Origin of the sequence: Streptomyces aurantiacus, assembly GCF_001418335.1 — a bacterium.
GTDB classification, from domain to species: Bacteria; Actinomycetota; Actinomycetes; order Streptomycetales; family Streptomycetaceae; genus Streptomyces; species Streptomyces aurantiacus.
Genome location: NZ_LIPP01000159.1, coordinates 16969 through 35285, shown reverse-complemented (window position 1 = coordinate 35285; position 18317 = coordinate 16969). Strand labels below are relative to the sequence as shown.

General features: G+C 63.7%; 20 protein-coding genes and 1 pseudogene. 15 read left to right on the top strand and 6 right to left on the bottom strand.

Annotation, left to right across the window (positions count from 1 at the left end):
- The first annotated feature begins 19 nt into the window (after positions 1 to 19).
- Positions 20 to 409: a hypothetical protein gene (locus AOK01_RS21775; protein WP_055514246.1), complete on the top strand. Its 390-nt coding sequence runs from the start codon at positions 20 to 22 to the stop codon at positions 407 to 409.
- Positions 410 to 1864: 1455 nt separating this feature from the next.
- Here the strand turns inward: AOK01_RS21775 and AOK01_RS45225 are convergent.
- Positions 1865 to 2251 (bottom strand): hypothetical protein, encoded by a 387-nt coding sequence (locus AOK01_RS45225; RefSeq protein WP_055514244.1) that lies wholly within the window; start codon positions 2249 to 2251, stop codon positions 1865 to 1867.
- Positions 2252 to 2698: 447 nt separating this feature from the next.
- Here AOK01_RS45225 and AOK01_RS45220 point away from each other — a divergent pair, with 447 nt between their 5' ends.
- Positions 2699 to 3454 (top strand): AfsR/SARP family transcriptional regulator, encoded by a 756-nt coding sequence (locus tag AOK01_RS45220; protein WP_245702349.1) that lies wholly within the window; start codon positions 2699 to 2701, stop codon positions 3452 to 3454.
- 74 nt (positions 3455 to 3528) lie between these two features.
- Here AOK01_RS45220 and AOK01_RS46605 read toward each other — a convergent pair whose 3' ends face one another.
- The 4 genes from AOK01_RS46605 to AOK01_RS21750 all read right to left on the bottom strand — a co-directional run bounded on the left by AOK01_RS46605 (position 3529) and on the right by AOK01_RS21750 (position 6371).
- A complete protein-coding gene (locus AOK01_RS46605; RefSeq protein WP_157871411.1) occupies positions 3529 to 3834 on the bottom strand; it encodes a winged helix-turn-helix transcriptional regulator in 306 nt (101 codons plus the stop codon).
- Between the two features lie 565 nt (positions 3835 to 4399).
- Entirely contained in the window at positions 4400 to 5203 is an 804-nt protein-coding gene (locus tag AOK01_RS21760; RefSeq protein ID WP_079103635.1) for an SAM-dependent methyltransferase, read from the bottom strand.
- Between the two features lie 77 nt (positions 5204 to 5280).
- Positions 5281 to 5511 carry a DUF397 domain-containing protein gene (locus AOK01_RS21755; RefSeq protein WP_055514242.1) on the bottom strand — a complete coding sequence of 77 codons (231 nt, stop codon included), beginning with the start codon at positions 5509 to 5511 and terminating at the stop codon, positions 5281 to 5283.
- Positions 5511 to 6371 (bottom strand): helix-turn-helix domain-containing protein, encoded by an 861-nt coding sequence (locus AOK01_RS21750; RefSeq protein WP_055514241.1) that lies wholly within the window; start codon positions 6369 to 6371, stop codon positions 5511 to 5513. Before AOK01_RS21750 ends, AOK01_RS21755 begins: the two co-directional genes overlap by 1 nt.
- Before the next feature lie 408 nt (positions 6372 to 6779).
- On the opposite strand from AOK01_RS21750, the gene AOK01_RS46600 reads away from it, so the two are divergent.
- Positions 6780 to 7235 carry an ATP-binding protein gene (locus tag AOK01_RS46600; RefSeq protein ID WP_079103634.1) on the top strand — a complete coding sequence of 152 codons (456 nt, stop codon included), beginning with the start codon at positions 6780 to 6782 and terminating at the stop codon, positions 7233 to 7235.
- A 96-nt stretch (positions 7236 to 7331) separates the two neighbouring features.
- On the opposite strand, the gene AOK01_RS21740 is transcribed toward AOK01_RS46600, so the two are convergent.
- The gene (locus AOK01_RS21740; RefSeq protein WP_281181406.1) at positions 7332 to 7856 is read right to left on the bottom strand and encodes a flavoprotein; all 525 of its coding nucleotides are present in this window, start codon (positions 7854 to 7856) and stop codon (positions 7332 to 7334) included.
- Positions 7857 to 8106: 250 nt separating this feature from the next.
- On the opposite strand from AOK01_RS21740, the gene AOK01_RS43635 reads away from it, so the two are divergent.
- From AOK01_RS43635 to AOK01_RS21695, 12 genes and pseudogenes are all read left to right on the top strand, one after another.
- Positions 8107 to 9222, top strand: a complete 1116-nt coding sequence (locus AOK01_RS43635; protein WP_157871409.1) for a hypothetical protein — start codon at positions 8107 to 8109, stop codon at positions 9220 to 9222.
- Between the two features lie 147 nt (positions 9223 to 9369).
- Positions 9370 to 10188 (top strand): winged helix-turn-helix transcriptional regulator, encoded by an 819-nt coding sequence (locus AOK01_RS21735; RefSeq protein WP_157871407.1) that lies wholly within the window; start codon positions 9370 to 9372, stop codon positions 10186 to 10188.
- 168 nt (positions 10189 to 10356) lie between these two features.
- On the top strand, positions 10357 to 11457 hold the full coding sequence (locus AOK01_RS21730; RefSeq protein ID WP_157871405.1) for a cytochrome P450: 1101 nt from the start codon (positions 10357 to 10359) through the stop codon (positions 11455 to 11457).
- A gap of 88 nt (positions 11458 to 11545) precedes the next feature.
- Positions 11546 to 11792 (top strand): annotated as a pseudogene (locus tag AOK01_RS41475) (transposase); the annotation flags it as partial.
- A gap of 615 nt (positions 11793 to 12407) precedes the next feature.
- Entirely contained in the window at positions 12408 to 13226 is an 819-nt protein-coding gene (locus AOK01_RS41470; RefSeq protein ID WP_198427933.1) for a hypothetical protein, read from the top strand.
- 730 nt (positions 13227 to 13956) lie between these two features.
- The gene (locus tag AOK01_RS21725) at positions 13957 to 14331 is read left to right on the top strand and encodes a hypothetical protein (protein ID WP_055514231.1); all 375 of its coding nucleotides are present in this window, start codon (positions 13957 to 13959) and stop codon (positions 14329 to 14331) included.
- 76 nt (positions 14332 to 14407) lie between these two features.
- Positions 14408 to 14788 (top strand): hypothetical protein, encoded by a 381-nt coding sequence (locus AOK01_RS21720; protein WP_157871403.1) that lies wholly within the window; start codon positions 14408 to 14410, stop codon positions 14786 to 14788.
- A gap of 122 nt (positions 14789 to 14910) precedes the next feature.
- Positions 14911 to 15306 carry a hypothetical protein gene (locus tag AOK01_RS21715; protein ID WP_055514227.1) on the top strand — a complete coding sequence of 132 codons (396 nt, stop codon included), beginning with the start codon at positions 14911 to 14913 and terminating at the stop codon, positions 15304 to 15306.
- 463 nt (positions 15307 to 15769) lie between these two features.
- Complete coding sequence (locus AOK01_RS21710; protein ID WP_157871401.1) at positions 15770 to 16348, top strand: DUF8033 domain-containing protein; 579 nt, start codon at positions 15770 to 15772, stop codon at positions 16346 to 16348.
- 2 nt (positions 16349 to 16350) lie between these two features.
- Positions 16351 to 16749: a hypothetical protein gene (locus AOK01_RS21705; protein ID WP_157871399.1), complete on the top strand. Its 399-nt coding sequence runs from the start codon at positions 16351 to 16353 to the stop codon at positions 16747 to 16749.
- Positions 16750 to 17236: 487 nt separating this feature from the next.
- The gene (locus AOK01_RS21700) at positions 17237 to 17551 is read left to right on the top strand and encodes a hypothetical protein (RefSeq protein ID WP_055514222.1); all 315 of its coding nucleotides are present in this window, start codon (positions 17237 to 17239) and stop codon (positions 17549 to 17551) included.
- Between the two features lie 197 nt (positions 17552 to 17748).
- On the top strand, positions 17749 to 18228 hold the full coding sequence (locus AOK01_RS21695; protein WP_063792836.1) for a hypothetical protein: 480 nt from the start codon (positions 17749 to 17751) through the stop codon (positions 18226 to 18228).
- Positions 18229 to 18317 lie beyond the last annotated feature (89 nt).

The window sequence follows — 18317 nt, the reverse complement described above, 5'->3', positions numbered from 1 at the left end:
CCGCGACGATGAGGGTCAAGTGAACGCCTTCATCGTCGTCTTCGCCGTCGCTGTCGTGATGTTCGCCAGCCTGATCCTGGATGGCGGCCTCGCCCTCGCGGCAAAGGTCCGCGCCCTTGGCGAGGCTCAGGAAGCGGCCCGAGCCGGCGCCCAGGCCCTCGACCTGGCGGCCTACCGCGACCACAGCGTCGTGCGCCTGGTGCCCGACCGGGCCCGAACCCGGGCTCAGGAGTACCTCGCCGGCACCAACGACTCCGGCACCGTCACGGTCACCGCCGACACAGTGAGTGTGACCGTCACCGTTCAGCAGCGCACTCAACTGCTCAGCGTGCTCGGCATGGACACCCTCACCGTGACCGGTACCGGCACCGCGCATCCCGTCCACGGTGTCAACGCACCCGAACCCTGAGAAGGCCCAGCGATGGTCGCCCGCCGCCCCGTCCCTCACCGCCCGCGACGGATCCGACGATGCACCCGACTGCTGCGGAGAACCGGTCAGTTGCTGCGCGGCCTGGGCGCCGCGATCGCTCTTGCCAGCCTGCTTGCCGGCGTCCCCTGGGGGCTGATGCACTACGTCGGCTGGCCACTGCCGGGCCACATCCCCACCCTGCCCGACGTCCGAGCCACGCTGCTGGCCCCTACGAGCGTCTACTTCCTACTGAACGCCCTGGCCTGCACTCTCTGGCCGATCTGGGGGCTGTTCACCCTTGATGTCGTTCGCGCCGCGGCGGCCGAGGTTCGTGCCCGACCTCGATCCGTCCGCCCTCACACTGATCCCCTCCAGGCGGCAGCAACGGTGCTCGTTGGGGCGATCATCGTCTCTCTGCTGTCCATGCGACCAACTGCACCTCCGCTGGCTGGCGGCACCACCTCTGCTGTGGCGAGCGTGGTCCAGCCGGCCGCCGTCGCGGGGAATGGACCAGCCCAGGTAGATACAGTGCTGCCGACGGTCAGCGTGCTCGGCGCCGATGTCCCGGAACACCGACCGCAGAGCCCGATGGAGACTGCGGAAGTACGCTCCCCTCGTGACGGCATTCACGACAGCTTGTGGCGTATCGCCGACCGCACCTTAGGAGACGGCACCCGGTGGCCGCAGATCTACGCACTCAACCGGGGACGAACACAGTCAGACGGACAGGCCCTGACCAACCCCAACTTGATCCGCCCTGGCTGGGTCCTCTCCTTGCCCAGGCGCCCACCTCATGTCGACCCGCCCCGGCACCAGGGCTGGCCGCCCAGCAGCGCGACGCCGTCCCCATCCCCGTCTTCAGACACGAGCAACTCCCCGACCCCGAGCACCTCAGCCCCCTCGGACACGAGTACACCCACTCGCGCACCGAGCGCTCCCTCAGACGGTTCACACACCCACGCGCCACAGAACGACCCGAACCCCGGGATAGGTCTGCCCACGAGCGCCTTCGTGAGCGCAGGCCTGGTAGCTCTCGTGGCGGGGCTCGTGTTCACTGCGAGGCGACGACGCAGACTCCGCTACCGGCCTGGCAGTGGCGACCGTAGCGATCTGGCCACTGCCCCTGTGGTACGAGCCCTACTCGCGGCCCGTGCCCAGGCAGACACCCCAGACGCCGACGACAACTCCAACACAGGTGAAACCGCGTCCAGCCACGAATTCAGCGCCCCCACAACCGCCACTGCGTCTCAGACACCTCCTGCTGAGACGCGGGTTATCGGCATCAAGAACAACCAAGCCCTGGCCTGGAATCTGGCCCGAACGCACGGTCTCGGCCTGATCGGACCCGGCGCCTACGGTGCCATCCGTGCGCTGTTGGTCTCCTTGCTCGCCGAACACCCTCAGCTCGCCGATGGCCACGCAGACATCATTGTCCCGGCTGCCGATGCCCGCCGACTATTCGGGGAAGACCTCGCCGGCGAGCGAAACCTGGAACGCTTGCGGATCGTCGACGACCTGGACGCCGCACTGGATACGCTGGAGCGCGAACTCCTCGGCCGTACCCGACTCGCGCTCGAACCAACGACCGCCGCTGACCGCGAGAGCACGCCCCACGCCGAACTGGTGCTCGTGGCCACGCCTGGTGTGCATGCGGAACGTCGTCTGCAGGCCATTCTGGACAACGGAGCCGCTCTCGGCCTGGCCGGAATACTCCTTGGACACTGGCGCCCCGGAGGAACCGCACACGTGCGACAGGACGGCACCGTCGTGGCCGCCAGCGCGTCTGTCGCCGACCGACTCACTGCTGCCAGACTGTTCACTCTGCCGGTAAGCGATGGTCAAGCCCTTCTCGATCTGCTGGGCGACGCCGAATCGGTAAGGCAGTCTTCAGTCTCACGCCTCCGCACGACGACAACCCCTCCCATACCCGAGCCCGAACCGAAGGGTTCGGAGCACAGCTCAGGTACGTGCAATGCGGCATGTAAGAAGCCGCGCCGGCGTCTCGTACAGCGACCCGCAGGCAGCCGTGAACCGCCACCGGGCGACGTCTCCAACTCGACGGCATCCGTCAACGCCGAACGCGGCGAACAGGTCCGGACCCCACCCAATCCACAGGTGCCGGGTACCCCCTCTGGCTCCCGCCGTTCTGATGCCGGAGTACCTGACGATCGCCGGGTTCCACCGCGCTCTGAGACACCTACAGCTGACCACGGGACCAGCGAAGCACGCCCATCAGAACGGCACATGTCCACTGACGCCCCGCCGTTGAGGCTGACTGTCCTGGGCAGAATGCGCCTGACGCATCACCAACACGACGGAGACGAGCATGCTGACCTCAGCGCCGCGCTAGCTCCAAAACAGCGGGAAGTTCTGGCATACCTCGCAGTGCACGAAGGCGGAGCCCGACGCGAGTCGCTCACCACCGCAATCTGGCCCGGCGCTCCCAAGGACCGTCCCTATAACAGCTTCCATGCCACGCTGAGTCAACTGCGCCGAGCGCTCCGTACCGCCACACATGACGCACATAGCGACATCACCATCCATGCCGATGGCCACTACGCCCTTGACCGAAGCCTGATCACGGTCGACCTATGGCAGCTCAGGGACGCCCTTCGGACAAGCCGCCACAGCAGTGACGATGAGTCGCGCCGCGCCGCGGTCGAAAGCGTCGTCGAACTTTACTCCGGCGACCTCGCCGCCGACCTCAGCGCCGAATGGCTAGAAGGCCCTCGCGAATCCCTCCGCCGTGACGTCTTGGATGCCGTCAGTACCCTGGTACGAATCCTGCGCGGCGAACCCGAGCAGGCACTGGCTCTGCTGGAGCGCGTTCGCACCCTCGACCCCTACAACGAGGCCGTCTACCGCGACATCGCCCGATTCCAGAGCCACCTTGGGCGACACGACGCAGTCGTCCGTACGTTCACGCTTCTCACCACCAAGCTCGCTGAGATCGACGAGCAGCCGAGTCAGGAGACTTCGGCTCTGTACGACCTGCTCCAACGTCCGCAGTCGGCAAGTCAGAAAAGAAGCGGTCGGAGGAGGTAACGGTTCGCTTGCCGCAAGAAGGGTCTCGGCGACTCCGCCCCGTAGCCGACGGAGTCACGCGGCGGCAGCGGTCCTCAGCGGCTTGTACCGTCCTCAGCACGCCGCCGCTGTCGAGCACGATCCACAAGGTCAGTGTGGGTCTCGGCCCATGTGGCTAATGGTGCCATTACAGCGAGCAACTCCGTTGCGGCGACGGATAGCTCGTACGTGGCATGGTAGGGGAACTCAAGCTCTCGGTGACGTCTTATCAGTTCTCCCTGTTCAAGTCGTCGCAGCGTCCGGTTCAGAGGGCTGTCCTGAAGGCGACGGTGTTTCCTGCCAGGCCAGCCTGTATCACTGTCTTGGGCGCGGATAGCCTCAAGGAGGCTTGTGTACTGCATCGGCCCGCGGTGGAGAGTTACGAGAACATCCCATGTCCATTCGCCACTTATCAAGTGGCGTATATCATGAACACGTCGTACGAAGCGACTGTCTTCCGGTGTCATGGTGGAAGGATGTTGCTGGCCGTGCTTGTCGACTCCGCCGATGGACGTTTCCTGATCACTGTTGATTTCGTGTCGCGACCAGTGGTTTATGTGATCGGGCACAATAATCTCCCCTGAAATCTCACGCCGTATTTTTCGATACTGGCCGCGGGCGTAGTGGGGTCCTGCATCAGCCGGATGAAACGTTCAGGGATGGCGTAGGCGGCCGATATGGCACGGCGGACTCCTTCTCTGCGGCAAGTGTCTCTGTCTGAGGGTGGCCAGAACGCCGACCGTTGGTTGGCCAACTGGCGCAGGAGCAGGGCGGTCCACCTGTGGGGCGGTAACGCCTTCCTCTGGAATACACCAACGCACCGATGTCACTTCAAGGTCAGTATCGGAGTTGCTGCGCGGGTGTGATGATTGCAGTCCACGGAACGCATCTGTGTCACGCAGGAAGCTCGCAACAGTAGTCAAACCTTCACGCCTTGCGGGCAACTCCCACATATAATGGCTGCTCGTCGAGAATCTGCATCTCGGAGTCAGGGTGCCAGTGAGTGGAAAGAACGACACCGGGGTCGCAAAGTTCGAGCCCTTCGAAGAACCTGAGAACCTCGCTGTGTGACCTCGCCTTGACAGGTGTCCCTCCCTGGCGATAGATGGCATCGATTCGGTCCCAAATCTTAGGGTTGAACTCCCAGGTGACGTGGGAAACGACGAGGTAGCTCCCGGATGCCATGGGCTCCAGTAGCGTCCGGACGATTTGGTACGGGTCGTGGTCGTCGGTCACGAACTGCAGCAGCGCAACCAACGACAGGGCTATCGGTTGCTCAAAGTCCAGGTGCTGCTTCGCGTACGAAAGGATGGCTTCGGGTTCTCGGACGTCAGCATCTGCATACGCAGTGCGTCCTTCTGGGGTGCTTTGGAGGAGGGCCTCGGCGTGTCGAAGGACGATAGGGTCATTGTCTGCATACACGACACGAGCCCTGGGCGTGATCTGCTGGACGATCTGATGGAGGTTCGGCTCGGTAGGGATGCCCGTCCCTACATCCAGGAACTGGTGAAGTCCGCGGTTAGTGAGGAATCGGGCAGCACGATGCATGAACTCTCGGTTGGTTCGTGCCGTGTCCTTGACGCTGGGGAATAGCTTGATGATCTTGGCGGCTGCTTCCCAGTCAGCGGGGTAGTTGTCGTTCCCTTCGAGGAAGTAGTCGTACAGGCGGGCCGAGTGAGGCTTGCTGGTGTCGATCTCGTCTGCGCTAAATCCGGCTTCCGTGTCTTTCACTTCAGTCCTCCGCTGCCGCTTTGCGGCGTGGTAGTGAAGTTCCAGCTAGGTGGTCAGGTGGTGGTTTGGTTCAGGGGTCAAGCGATCAGGAAGTCGGCTTTCCCGTCCTTGATCCCCGCGATGAATTCGGCAATCTCCGGCAACGTAAAGATGAGAGCGGCGCCGCCAGGATCCGCGGACTGCCTCAGTGCAACGCGTCCGCGGTCAAGCTTCTTCGCTTGGACGCAGTTTCCACCGTTGGTGCCGCTCCAGGGCTTGTGCCAGCCCTCAGTTCCCAAATCCTTATCAGAGTTCACGGCATGCTTCATTATTCTAGCTCCTTGCGGATGTCTTCCAGGAATTTCCTGGTACGTCCCTTGGACATTGCTTGGGCACTCATCCGGTCCAGGACCGCAAGGTGCTGTGCAACTTCTTCCCGGTCCTCGCTGTATGTGGCGCCGGTGATGGTGTCAGTACATACGACGTCGGGGAAATCCTTCATCGGGAGACGGAAGTGAGTGAAAGGTCCGAAAGCGCCCGGGTGGAGTCCAGCCGAGAACGCCAACACCTGGAGAGTCACGTTCGGAAGGTCCATCGTTTCAATCAGGCGATCGACTTGGGCCTTCATGACCTCGGGCTCGCCGGCGGGCCGTCGTAGCATGAGTTCGTCCAAGATGATCCACAAGCGTGGCGGATCCGGGCGGGTCAGCAGCCCCTGGCGCTCCATACGCAGTGCTACGCGCCGTTTCAGCTCGTCGGGCGTCGGGTGAGGCCGAGTCAGACGCAGCACGGCCCGGGCATAGTCCTCAGTCTGTAGAAGCCCCGGAACAACATGGATCTCGTATCCGCGGATTTGGCTGGCCGCGTCCTCGAGGCTGACGTGCACCGCAAACCACTTCGGCAGTGCGTCGCGGTAACTCTGCCACCAACCAGGCTCGTTGGCCTCGTCCGTCAGCGTGCGAAACTCACGCGCCTCGGCCTGCTCGACGCCGTAGATCTCCAACATTGCCTTGACCGCTGGCCACTTCAAGGCGATCTTGCCCTGCTCCATCCTGGTGACCGTGGACTGAGCCAGGCGCAGTTCGTCGCCGACGTCCTGTGCCGAAAGGCCTTGGGCCCTCCGCAACTCCTGTAGCCGTCTGCCGAGTACAAGCAACAGGTACTTCGGAGCAGACCGCGGTGCGCTCACGTCGCATGCCTCCTCGTGTACCCGGTCGCGAAGTAGTTTGCCACTACCCTCGCAAGACGGACAGAGCGCATACGTGAACTACGCATGATGCAGAGTCAGGGGTTGCCAAGTGACAGATGAGGCGCGCATAGTGACGACGTGACCAAGCTCACCCGTGCTTCACGGCAGGCGCCGGCCCTACGCGGCCGAGGCGCCAGGCCGCCGGGTGGCCCGCCCCGGATGCTGCGCGCCGTGTGCCCCACATGCGCCCCGTCACTCTGCGCCCGCCAGTTCCAAGCCTGCTGCTCACGTCGTGAGTTCGTCCTGACGAGCTGCCGGCACTCATCGATCTTTCGAGGACGCAGGTACCGTCACGGCCCTCGTTTTGCACGGTCGCGTCCGGCACCCGCCCCACGTTAGGAATCAGCCGTGGCCTTGACCGACGCCGCCTCAATCACAGGCCCACCTCCCGCGCTGGGCAGTAGCGCACGCCGGGCTACTTTCGTCCTGCCTACTGACGCCAAGGCCGTCGGCGAAGCCCGTCGCCGTGTGCAGGAGTGCCTCAGTTCCTGGGGCGTCGACCAGGACGGCTGTGACACGGCCGTCCTCGTAGTGAGTGAGTTGTTCACCAATTCCGTGATTCACACAGCCAGCCGGTTGATCACGTGCAATCTGAGCGCCGCTCCCGACCAGTTGCTGGTTCAGGTGGCGGATGACGGCAGTTGCCAGTCTGCCCCCATGCCACAGACCGCCGGCGTCCACGACGAGGAAGGACGCGGTCTGATGCTCGTAAAGACTGTGTCGAGGCGTTGGGGCGTGAGCCCAGTCGAGGATGGGGACGGCCAGGCTGTATGGGCTGCTCTACCAGCCCAACTGCGAGCGTGAGGGCACCTGGGCGACATGAGTGCGTTACATGCTTCGCGGAGTGACCGCCAGGTGACTGCCGACAGGGACGCCGGGCGCCGCAGGGGTGCCCATTCCTCAACTCAAGGCGCCGTCGCGCCGTATGCGTGCCAGTTCCTGATGGACCTCGTTCCAAGGGAAGGCTTCCGCGCCAGGCCGCCCCGATGCAGGCACCGGCAAGGAATCATGCTTGAGGACGAAGGTGACGCCCTCGCTGCGCAGGCTCTCGACGCTTCTCCGAAAGGGGAGCCGCTGAGCCAACGCCTTGTTGGGCCAGGGCACTGCGATCACCTGTATGCCGGCGCCGATGGCTTCGTTCAGCAGACCCAGTGCGAGCGTGTCCGAAATACCGGCGGCCAACTTGTTGATCGTGTTGAACGTCGCAGGTGCGATCAGGAAGACATCGGCGGGCGGCAGCACATCGGGGTCGTCCGGTTGTTTGTAGTCGTACCGGACAGGGTGCCCGGTCAGCTCGCGCAGGTGGGGTACATCGAGGAAATCCAGTCCCTTCGGTGTGGCGATCACACACACATCCCAGCGATCGGCCACGGCCCGCTCCACCAAAGTCGGCAGACTCTCTGCCGGGTACCCGCCGCACGCCACGACGTACAACACTGGCCTCTTGCTCTCCGTGGCACCCACGCTGCGTTCCCTGCTCTCTTCGAAGCGACGATCGCATCCGGCCCCTTGCCGCCCGATTCGCAAGTTCGCACGACAGCCAGTGGGCCCAGATTGTGGCATGGGGGTGATGGCCATGCCGCAGCCAGTTGGTGACGATCTCGCCAGGCTGATCGGAGAGAGGGTGGAGCGGCAGCGCCGCAGGCGGGGTCTCTCTCGGAGAGAGCTGTCGCAGATGGTGAGCCGCACCGAGCGGTGGATGGGCTTGCTGGAGCAGGAAGGACGCGGGGCTCTGCGACTGGACAATCTCATCGATCTGGCCCGGGCTATGCGGATCGATGACCTGAGTGCTCTTGCAGGGCGCCGTTTCACCGCTACGGCACTCGAAGTGCCGGAGCACCCCGCGGTCCCGGAGATCCGTCACGCGTTAACGCATTCGCTTCTAGCTCCTGCTCCTGATGGGCAGCCTTATTCGCCAGAAAATCTGGAGTACCGGATCCGGCATGCCTGGGACGCCTGGCACGTTTCGCGGACTCAGAACACTCAACTCGGCCTTCTGCTCCCGAGCCTTCTCCGCGATACCGCAGCACTGACACGGGCAACTACCGGCGCCCAACGTCGAAAAGCGTACGCGATCGCGACGAGGGTTTACCTCATTGGTCAACGCTTCGCCTACGGCGTGCGAGCGTTAAACCTGGCTGTCCAATTCACGGACCGCACGTTGCTGGCCGCAGAAATGTCAGATGATGCACGGCTTATGGCCCTAGCCGGATGGGGCTCGGCTATGACCTCCCTAACGGCACAACAACCTCAGGAAGCGGAGCAGACTGCTCTCGCTGCGTTGCGTCATGTCGCGCGCCCTGCCTCTGTCAGTGACGCATCGGTACGTGGAGCCCTCCTGTTGTTCGCTGCCATGGGTGCGGCAGGCAACCGCAGAACAGCTGATGCCTGGCGTCACTGGGAAGAAGCTGAGCGAGTCTCAAAAAGAATCGGCAGACATATCGATGTAGAAACGATGTTCAGTGCCGTCAATGTTGGTATTTACTCAGTAGCGGTGAATATGGAATGTGGCAGAACATTCAATGCGATGTCCAGTGCCGCTCATTTGGATCCAAGAGAAATGCCCTCAAGTAATCGTAGGGCGACCCATTTTATCGACCTGGCGCGCATCTATGATAAAGCTGGTGATCGGGAAGCGGCCCGAGGAGCAATTCTGGACTCGGTAGAGGCCTCGACCGAAACGATTGCTTATAATCCGGACGGCAGACAGCTCGTCGCGATCCTCGCAAGAGCAGGGTCTGCCTCCAATGATGAGATAGCTCATTTAGCAGATGGCCTCGGCCTGTTATGACTCCCAGCCGTAATGACAGATCGCCCGTGGAGGTCGCAGTTTTATCACTCCGATTTCGCGGACATCTAATTTATGTGGTTCCAGTCGTGTTGATACGGAGGTGCTTCCTCGATGGATGCGGACTTAAGGCAGCTACGGGGCATTGGAATGTCTCTTGAGTTGCTCCGCAACCGTTGGACGTACGCGGTCCTTGTCGCTCTCCGAAGCGGCTCACTTCGCCCAGCCCAACTGCTTGATCTCATCAACGAAGGCAACGCGCGCAACGTGGATCTGGTGGGCGCCCGTGTCCTGCACGAGAAGACGCTCTTTACGACCCTGCACCGGATGGAGACGGAAGGGCTCGTCATCCGCAAGACCGAAGCCCTGGCGAATGGCGCCGCTCCTTGGGAGCTGACCTCGATGAGCCGGGGGCTACTCGACGCCATGGATGGCATCGCGGCATGGGCGCGCGACCACGCTGACCACCTCGCCAGCACTGTGCGGAAGCACCGTGGGCTGTCGCAACGGGAGGTCGACACGGCAACTCCCGGGTCACCCCCTCTGAGCCCGGAGCAAGACTACTGGCGCGGCGTTGGCGTGGCGCTGGTGATACTGCGTCTCCGATGGAGTTTCTCGATCATCTGCCAGGTGAGCAGAGGGCCGCAGCACCCCACGGGCATCGCTGCCGCGATCAACGGAGGAATCGAGAGGAACCGTGACATCACGGGAAATCGGGCGCTTTCGGAGAAGGTCCTATGGGACACCCTGCACCGGCTCGTCGCCGGTGGACTGATCCATCATCAGCCTCGCGCCGGCCAGTTCGCCTCAACCGCACAATGCTCCCTCACCGAACCCGGTTACGCCCTTCTTGCGGCCTTGTCTCCCATCGGCACCTGGGCATCCGAGCACGAGGTGCACCTCGCGGCAGTTATTCGCAAGCGCCGGAGCCTTGACGCCCTCTCCGAAGCTAGCGACGCTCGCAGGTAACTGACGAGTCGTCAGCTCTGTTCGGGTTGAATCGAGCACTCGCAAGGGAGGAGTACAAGCGTGCCAGATGCTGAGATATCCGACGAAACTTTCCCCTTTCAACCGGGACCTCATGGCGGTCCGCCCCAGGCCTACAGCAGCAGGCGAACTGCCTGTCCGCTAGCTCCTGTGGTCCTGCCCAGCGGCGACGAAGCGCTCCTGGCTACTACCTATGACGACGTGCGCGCGGTCCTCGGAGACCCATGCTTCAGCCGCAACCTGCGCTACCCCGGCGCCCCACGTATGCTGCCTGACGCCGATCTCTCCGATGACCCTCACGCGCTGGTCAACATGGACCCGCCTGAACACACACGGCTGCGGCGCATCGTGCAGGGGGCCTTCACACCCCGGCGGGCCGAAAGCTGGCGGCCTCGCATCCAGGCCGTAGCGGACCAGTTGCTGGCGCAGATGAGAGCCGGGTCGTCCCCCGCAGACCTGATGGCCACCTTCGCCTTCCCGCTTCCGATCGACATCATCTGCAAACTGCTGGGAGTGCCGGCCAAGGACAGCTCTCAATTCCGCGGCTGGTCGGACACCTTCCTGTCCACGAGCACCGCCTCGGCACCGGAACGCTCCAAGGCCGCCGCAGAGTTCGCCGCGTACGTCCACGCCCTCATCACCGCGCGACGGCGTGCCCCGGGCGAGGACCTGCTCGACGACCTCATCAACGCCCATGACGCGGACGACCGGCTCAGCGGAGACGAACTGGCCCGCATGGTTCGAGGCCTCATCGTCGCGGGACACGAGACCACCGGCAACGTCATCGGTCGCGGCGTCCTCGCCCTTTTGCGGCATTCGGACCAACTGGTAGCCCTCCGCGATGATCCAGGGCTATTGCCCGATGCCGTGGAAGAGATCCTCCGCATGGAGGTACCCGGCCACGGAGGGCTGCTGCGCGTGGCCACCGAAACACTGACTCTCCCGTCCGGGGGCACCGTCAGCCAGGGCCAGGCCGTACTGGCCCCGGTCGTGGCCGCGAACTTCGATCCGCGGCACTTCCCCGCCCCTGACACGTTCGATATCCGGCGCAGCGACGACAAGCACGTCGCCTTCGGGCACGGCCCTCATTACTGTCTCGGCGCCAACCTCGCGCGCGTCGAGTTGCAAGTGGCCATTGGAACGGTGGTCCGGGGCCTTCCCGGTCTCGCACTCGTCGACACGGCGCAGGAACTCACGTGGACCAGGGGGAGCCGAGTCTGCGGACTTTCGCAACTCCCTGTCACCTGGTAGCGGAAAACGTCAACTGGGCGGGCGAGACGGACCGTGAGCGCTACTTGTTGGGTGTCTGCTGATCTCGGCCTATGACCTGTGAGGACGCGTGGTGCCGCTGTTGCCCCCACGGCCGCCCAGGCGGCATCGGTATCCCCGGGCGGCTGCCCGCGGATGACCGGGCTGTGCTGCGGGGAATCGTTTACGTGCTGTGCAAGAGCGTGAGCTGGCGGGACGCACCCGCGGAACAGGTCGGCCGCGGCGGGGCGGCGGCCGGGAGGCGTCTGCGGGACTGGGTCCCGGCCGGCGTCTGGCCGCGGCTGCACGAAGTACTTCTGGCCAAGTTGCGAGCTGCCGTCTCGCGGCGAGCGTGGCCGCGGCGGTTCGCATCGCGTTGGAAGGCTGGCGCAGGCCGGCCGGGAACCCAGGTGACGCTGCGTGAGGCAGTGATGTAGGGCTGCAGCACTGGCAAGCCAGGGTTGCGACTGGCGGGGCGTGTGCGCCAATAGGGGTTCCAATTTCATTGCCAATACATCTCCCAATACATCTACCTGCTAGACAGGCAGCCCTCCAGTACCTCCTTGGCGCAGGTGGTCGTTCCCTTGGCCTCTTCCTGGACTGTACGCAACTGAGGTGCCGGTAGGCGCATCAATAGACGGGATGCCGGTCGAGGGGGGGGGTATTCGGCGTGGTGGCCTTTCAATTCATGGTCCCTATCTGTTTATGTATTCTATTTCACCCGATTCTCGCTTCCTCTATTTGTTTGCTCCGTATTGAATGCCCGGTTGCTGATTCGCCTGTTTCTGACGGACTCCCCTTTCTTGGTGTAGTTGCTTTATCTGCCGATCTTGAATCCCGGTAAAGGATAGAGAAAGCTGATTGGTGACCCTTGAATTGTAGCGGAAATGCGCGACAATAGAAGGGTAGGGACGCGGCTAAAGGATGCGCGTCATGACTGATCGGAGAGGATCGTGAACGATCTGCCCGCCAAGGGAATGCAGGCGAGCAAGCCTGTGGGAGACGTCACGGCAGAGGACATGGAGCGGGTCACGTCAGAGGACTTCACGCAATTGCAGAGGATTGCGCGCGGATACTGCCGCACGGTCGATTCCACACGGTCCCGTAAGCGCATGGACGGAAGCGCCACTGTAGCGCGTAGCGGGTTCGCACTGTATGGAACGGATGACGTGAGCGACGACGTCACACAGGATGCCGTTTTGATCTTTACGAAGCGGCTGCGCGATATCATCGCAACCTATGAGGTTTCGGCGGTGAGGGTGGAAACCCGCGAAGCATGCGCATGGCAGTACGTTCGCAAGGACGGGGAAACGATCATCGTTACCCGTAAAACCCTCCAATACTGGGCCGTCCGCGATGCTGCCGCGCGTAACGGATACAGGCTGGACGTGAAACCGGAGCTGGTAGACGCTACTCCGGGCGCACAGGTCACACGCGGAATCCCACACGCGGACAAGCTGTCCACCCTGGCAGTAACGCCGTATCTGTCGGGACAGAGCGAAACGATCTTCCGGTCGGCGTGGGGCGACGGACGCGAATACCCGGTCCTAAGCACGGTTCTGGAAAACGCGGAACGGGCGGATGATCTCGGCCGTACCAGCGTGCTCGGACGGGCCGCACAAGATCTGTACGGCGGACCGCGTCACTCGTCGTCCAAGGTGCAGCGCACGCGTGACGCTGCGGTCAAGGAATGGCGAGCGTTAACGGCGTCTCTTGACGCTGTACGTGACGAACTCGTCTACCGCAGCGCTGAGCCGCCGCACACTGCCTGATAGTGGGCAAACCCAGGGTCCCGGGGCGTAAGCCCCTGGGACCCTTCGCGTTGTCACAGACGGCAACGTGAGCGGCTGCACCGTGGGCAGTATCCGGGGGGATTGTGCAGCGTCCTGTACATGGGTGGCAACGCGCTTCGACAGTAACCGATGGCCGTAACACTCGCGTGGCTCCTCGGATACCGGACGCGCGGCAGACTCCGCCATTCGGTCGCATCCTTGCTGCCGGAAGAATCTTGTGATTATTTCCCCTTGATCGGTATTCGGGCGGTCCGGTACCCCGTATATAAGTGAGAGCGTGTTACGGCAAAAGCCAAACGCGTGAATGTCGGTTTGCTCTTTCCCGTCCGTTTCTGTACGGGAAGCAACAGGCGTAAGGATCTCGTCCGGACCGGGCATTCAATAAGTGTGCCCGGAAAGAGCGGGCGCACCGCCTCATGCCTGGAAATGGTCTTCGATATTTCCCTCCGTGATCGGTAATCGGGGGCTTTCGGGGTCCGTATTTAGATGAGAGCGCAATGCGGTGCACGGTGAATGGTCAAGATTCTGCGCCATTCGCTCTCTGTGTGTACGTCTCACCAAAATGATGCTTGATCGGTGATCGGGCGTTTTTGGGTGGCGTATTTATGTGAGAGTAGCGCGTCAGCCCGTGATTCCCGTCATTTGATGGCACGCTGCTCTCTACCTGTTTGGTGAGTTCATCCATTCCTGGTCAGACGGGGAGCTGATCATGAGCGACATCACAATTGTCACCAGCGACTTAATCGACCTGTATGACGCTGTGTTCACACACGGCGGCTTCACGGTCCAGTTCAACGCGGACGGAACGCTGAACCCGGCGGTATCGGGCTTTGCAGTGTCCGCGACTGACGAACAATGGTCCGTCCCGGCCGCTACGCCGTTTGCGGACTTTGCATCGGCCATTGAGCGGCTGCACGCCCTGTACCCCACCGCCAACGCCGTGGGGGGATGGGCAGACGGCCAGCAGTTGTACCTGGATCCGGTCGAGATCATCGACGACCGGGCCAAAGCAGAGTTCATCGGTCGTCTGCGGAACCAGATCGCGATCTACGACCTGTGCGCCTCTGAAGAGATCAGGCTCTGATCCCGCCCGTGATCAACGGTGCCTGGACGGGCCGCTCTTCGCGGGCGGGACCAGAACCCGATCTGGGGAGGCGATCATGAAACTTGTCTCACGCGCCACCGGCCAGGAGATTAGCCCCGGCTCGACGGTGCACATGCAGTCCGGCCCGACAGCTGGACGGGCATGGCGCTTTGAACACATCGTCGAGCGGCCGGACGGCAACCATCACGTGCACGTCACTCGCATCAGCGGGAAGTTCGGGCGCATTCCTCGGCAATACCACCCGGACGTGTTCGGGTGCGAAATCACGATCGACATCACCTGGCGCCGGAGCGTCCGCAACGCGGCGCATCACGCGTGGACCAAGGTCGACGACTACCTGATGGCAGGAGCGTTCGCGCTGGTCCCCCTCGCGTTCTTCGAGCACTACCACTGGGCCGAAACGATCACATCATCCCTGAGGTTCGGCGGTCACTGATCTGCCGGAGCATCGGGCGCACCCCGCCGGGGTGCGCCTTCTTGCTCTTACAGACGAGAGCACGTCCGTGCCGGTCAGCCTGCCGGTCCGGATGAGTGGTCGAGGGATTGAGGAGAGAGGACATGGAGGCTCAGCAAGTTGTCGACCTGATCAACCAGGTCAGTTTCCGCCCCGGATGGGAGTTTCGGGCACACGTGATGGCGGAGGGGACGCCGCTTGTGATCGTTCAGGCGCTCGTCGAGACCGTCAACTCTGACCGTGACCAGGCGCTCCAAGGTTACCCAGAGGAGATCCTGCTCGCACCTTCGGTGATCGCCGACGCAGGCGACTTCATGAATCCTGACGACCTGTATGCGGCCCTGTTGCAGTGGATCATCGAACTGGAGATCCACGAGTGCCGCGAATTCTTCCGGGTCGGGCCGGACAAGGACGCCCCCTTCCACCCTCACCGCCGAGACGGACAGAGGGCGTGGGACGAAATGACGGGCGCCCCGGTCGCCGAGGGGGTCCGGTCATGAGCCGCATCCCTGAGTGGGTGGGGCAGGTGATCGGCTGGCTCGCCCTCAGCTGTGTCGTCCTGGTGAACGTGTCCCCACGCCTCTTCGGCGTCCACTGAGTCCGTCGGCCCAGGTCTCGCGGTCCCAGTCGAATTCTCTCTGCCCCATATGAGACTCCCGTACCCCCTCAACTCCCCCACCTGGAGGGGGTACGGGGCCAGGCCAGGAAGTAATTCCCGGCTTGCCCGCACACGAGTAACGAGCTCCGTCCTCGACCCGGCTAGCTCGCGCACGTCGGGCGAGCGCTTCGGTGGTCTCTGCCGCAGGACCGATCGGCGGAGTGCGCCGACTCCGGATGCCCATTCCACAGACGAGGGCCCCCGAGCATCGGCCGCGGGATGCAGCCCCGCAGCACCCAAGCCTCGTACATGAGGCCTGGCACCTGGTGGCCCTCTCAGTCCCGGTCTTTGGAGAGGACAGGACCATGCCCAAGTTTGCCACGCGATCGTGGTCAGTGCGGAGGGCGCTGGCTGCACGCGAGCCGTTCAACACCTACGGTGCGCTCCGTGCCACCAACGAGCGCAGCTACTGCGTAGGACTGCTTCCGGAACCGTGGGCCGACCGGTATCGGTCGGACGCCGATGCCGGACGCATCGTCTATCAGGTCTTCAGCTACAGCACTCCCATCGCATGGGTGTTGGACGACGGCACGGCCGTCGTGCCGCAGGTGCGCTATTCACGTACGACGACCGGCCATCAGGGGCTGCTGTACGCCCTGGACAAGACTCCCAGCAGCTTCCCGCAGGACACTCCTCGCGAGCCTGTGTTCGCGCCCGGTCAGGCGCCCGGAAGCTGGGAGTGGCCACGCGCCGACGACTACCCCGTGGGTGGCGAAGGCCCGAACGCTCGCGGCTGGGTCTCGCGCCTTGACCGGCCGGAGAGGCCCGTTCACGTGGACTTCGCTCCGGTGAGGATGGAGTACAGCGAGAGCTACAGCGTGCGCCAGGGCTGGGCCACGTCGTACGACGTCGGTCCTGCCTCCGGCGTGGAGCAGGCGGCGTGATCATGAGCTACACGATCGAGATCACCCGCCGCATCGTGAGCTATCGCGCTCGGGCAGGGGTCACCCCGACCGGGGGCCGGTACGGCGGGGCGTGGATGGATGGTGACTTCCGCACGATCGAGGGACCGTTCACGACCTGCGAGACGTACGACGAGTACGACGCGCAAGGGTGGGAGGGCGACATGCTCTCCTGGGCCGTCGACAAGATCGACCGGACCGGAGTGACCGAGCCGTCCGTCTACCCCATCAGCGATGCCGTACCCGAACACGCTTGGCTCAGCGGCCGTTACGACGATCCCTACGAAGGCGACAGCAAGGTCACCGAGACCTCCGTACGGCTCACCGGCGACTGGTCCCCGCAGCAGCGGGCGGAAGTCTTCCGGGCGGCGACCCGCATCTGACCGGTCTACCGCCGGATCCGGCGTAGCCCGCTCAAGGCGCTGGCCAACACAGACTCCCGCACCCCCTCTACCCCCTTACCCGGAGGGGGTGCGGGGCCAAGCCAGGGGCGCCGCCGTGCCGGGCGGCGCCCCTGGCTCATCTCGTGACCTGACGGAGAGGACGAGATCGTGAACGAACACAGAGGAGATGACTGAGGTCAGGGTCGAGATGACGGTGACCGAAGAGGTGACGTACGACTTCCCGGTCACCGTGGAAGTCCCGGCAGACGTGGCCGGCGATCCGCAGGCCCTCACGGAATAGCTCGCCGAGAGCGAAGAACTGTGGCTCGACGATCTGCCGATCACAGGCGGCATCAACTGTCACAACCCGCTGCACAGGCGTGCCGACGATCTGACGCGGCATCTGCGATCACGTTCCGAGCCGCAGCCCGAAGTCGGCTCCAACGCCCCACCCCATTGAGCCCATCACTGACCTACGGAGGAACCCATGCCGCACAAGTCACCGACCACGACGCAAGGCCAGTTCACTGTCTGGGACATTGCCCGTGCCGCCGTTGCAAAACTCGACGGTCACTGGACTGCCGAGCCGGGCCCTTGGTGGGTCAACAGCGATGTCACAGACGTCGAAGGCCACTCATTCACCGTGGGCGTGGAGGACACAGGCCTGCTCTTCGTCTGCCCCGAGGGCTTCGCGTTCGACAAGAACACCGCCTTCATGTACCGCCTGACCAAAGACGACGGTCTCGATGCGGCAGCTGAAGCCGTAGCCGACGCCATCCGCAGGCTCTTGTCTCTCGTATGACGGATCCGCGCTCGGCCCGGCGGCCCGGCTGCCGGGTCAGCGTCCGGGGGAGTACCTCATTTCACTGCTGTTGCGACGGGTAATAACCGGCGGTCCCGCAGGTGGTCAAGTCAGCGCAGCCGACCTCTGCGCGTGGGCGAAAGCCGTACGTCGCACGCGCCACCCACCGCGTCCACGTGCCGTCTGGAGGTATCGCCGTGACCATTGCCAGCAGGGCAGCGTCTGCCAACGACTACGTGCGGCAACACTCCGCCCATCCACTGATCTCCCGGCAGAAGGCTGCGGACATCGCGCGGGCGGCTGTACGTCTGGCCGGGCTGCTGGGCATCGACCCGGTCAACGTACGGCCGGACCGTAGCTGGAATTACCTGTCTCTGCCGCTGGCACCCCTCACGCTCCACGCGAGTGACCCGGACGACCCGCAGCAGGTCTACACCTTCTCCTGCAGAGATCCGTGGTACGACGACGAGCCCTTCTTTCTCCTCGGCCCATGTCCCGTGTGCGGCGCCGAAGTTCCGCTTGCCGAGATCCGTTCACTGGCAGACGTCGGAGCATTCCTGACGCACGGCCCGGAACCCCTGCCGGAGCACTCGGCCCCGCCTTGCAGCTATCCGGACGCATTCGACCGGCACCCTGCCCATACCTCGCAGTGCCCGTACTACGACGGTGACTCCTGAGCCAGCCAGCACCAGGCGCAGCAACAAGGCATCACCGCCACGCACCTCGTCCGGCGCACGGAACGGGCAACGCCACGGCCGTGTCCGGC

Excerpts from the sequence above, each read along its gene's own strand:
- AOK01_RS43635 (WP_157871409.1), top strand. The coding sequence starts at position 8,107 with ATGGTGAGCCGCACCGAGCGGTGGATGGGCTTGCTGGAGCAGGAAGGA.
- AOK01_RS21755 (WP_055514242.1), bottom strand. The coding sequence starts at position 5,511 with ATGAAGCATGCCGTGAACTCTGATAAGGATTTGGGAACTGAGGGCTGG.
- AOK01_RS46605 (WP_157871411.1), bottom strand. The coding sequence starts at position 3,834 with ATGCAGTACACAAGCCTCCTTGAGGCTATCCGCGCCCAAGACAGTGAT.
- AOK01_RS21705 (WP_157871399.1), top strand. The coding sequence starts at position 16,351 with ATGAGCTACACGATCGAGATCACCCGCCGCATCGTGAGCTATCGCGCT.
- AOK01_RS21725 (WP_055514231.1), top strand. The coding sequence starts at position 13,957 with ATGAGCGACATCACAATTGTCACCAGCGACTTAATCGACCTGTATGAC.
- AOK01_RS21715 (WP_055514227.1), top strand. The coding sequence starts at position 14,911 with ATGGAGGCTCAGCAAGTTGTCGACCTGATCAACCAGGTCAGTTTCCGC.
- AOK01_RS21720 (WP_157871403.1), top strand. The coding sequence starts at position 14,408 with ATGAAACTTGTCTCACGCGCCACCGGCCAGGAGATTAGCCCCGGCTCG.
- AOK01_RS21710 (WP_157871401.1), top strand. The coding sequence starts at position 15,770 with ATGCCCAAGTTTGCCACGCGATCGTGGTCAGTGCGGAGGGCGCTGGCT.
- AOK01_RS21700 (WP_055514222.1), top strand. The coding sequence starts at position 17,237 with ATGCCGCACAAGTCACCGACCACGACGCAAGGCCAGTTCACTGTCTGG.
- AOK01_RS45220 (WP_245702349.1), top strand. The coding sequence starts at position 2,699 with ATGCGCCTGACGCATCACCAACACGACGGAGACGAGCATGCTGACCTC.
- AOK01_RS21735 (WP_157871407.1), top strand. The coding sequence starts at position 9,370 with ATGTCTCTTGAGTTGCTCCGCAACCGTTGGACGTACGCGGTCCTTGTC.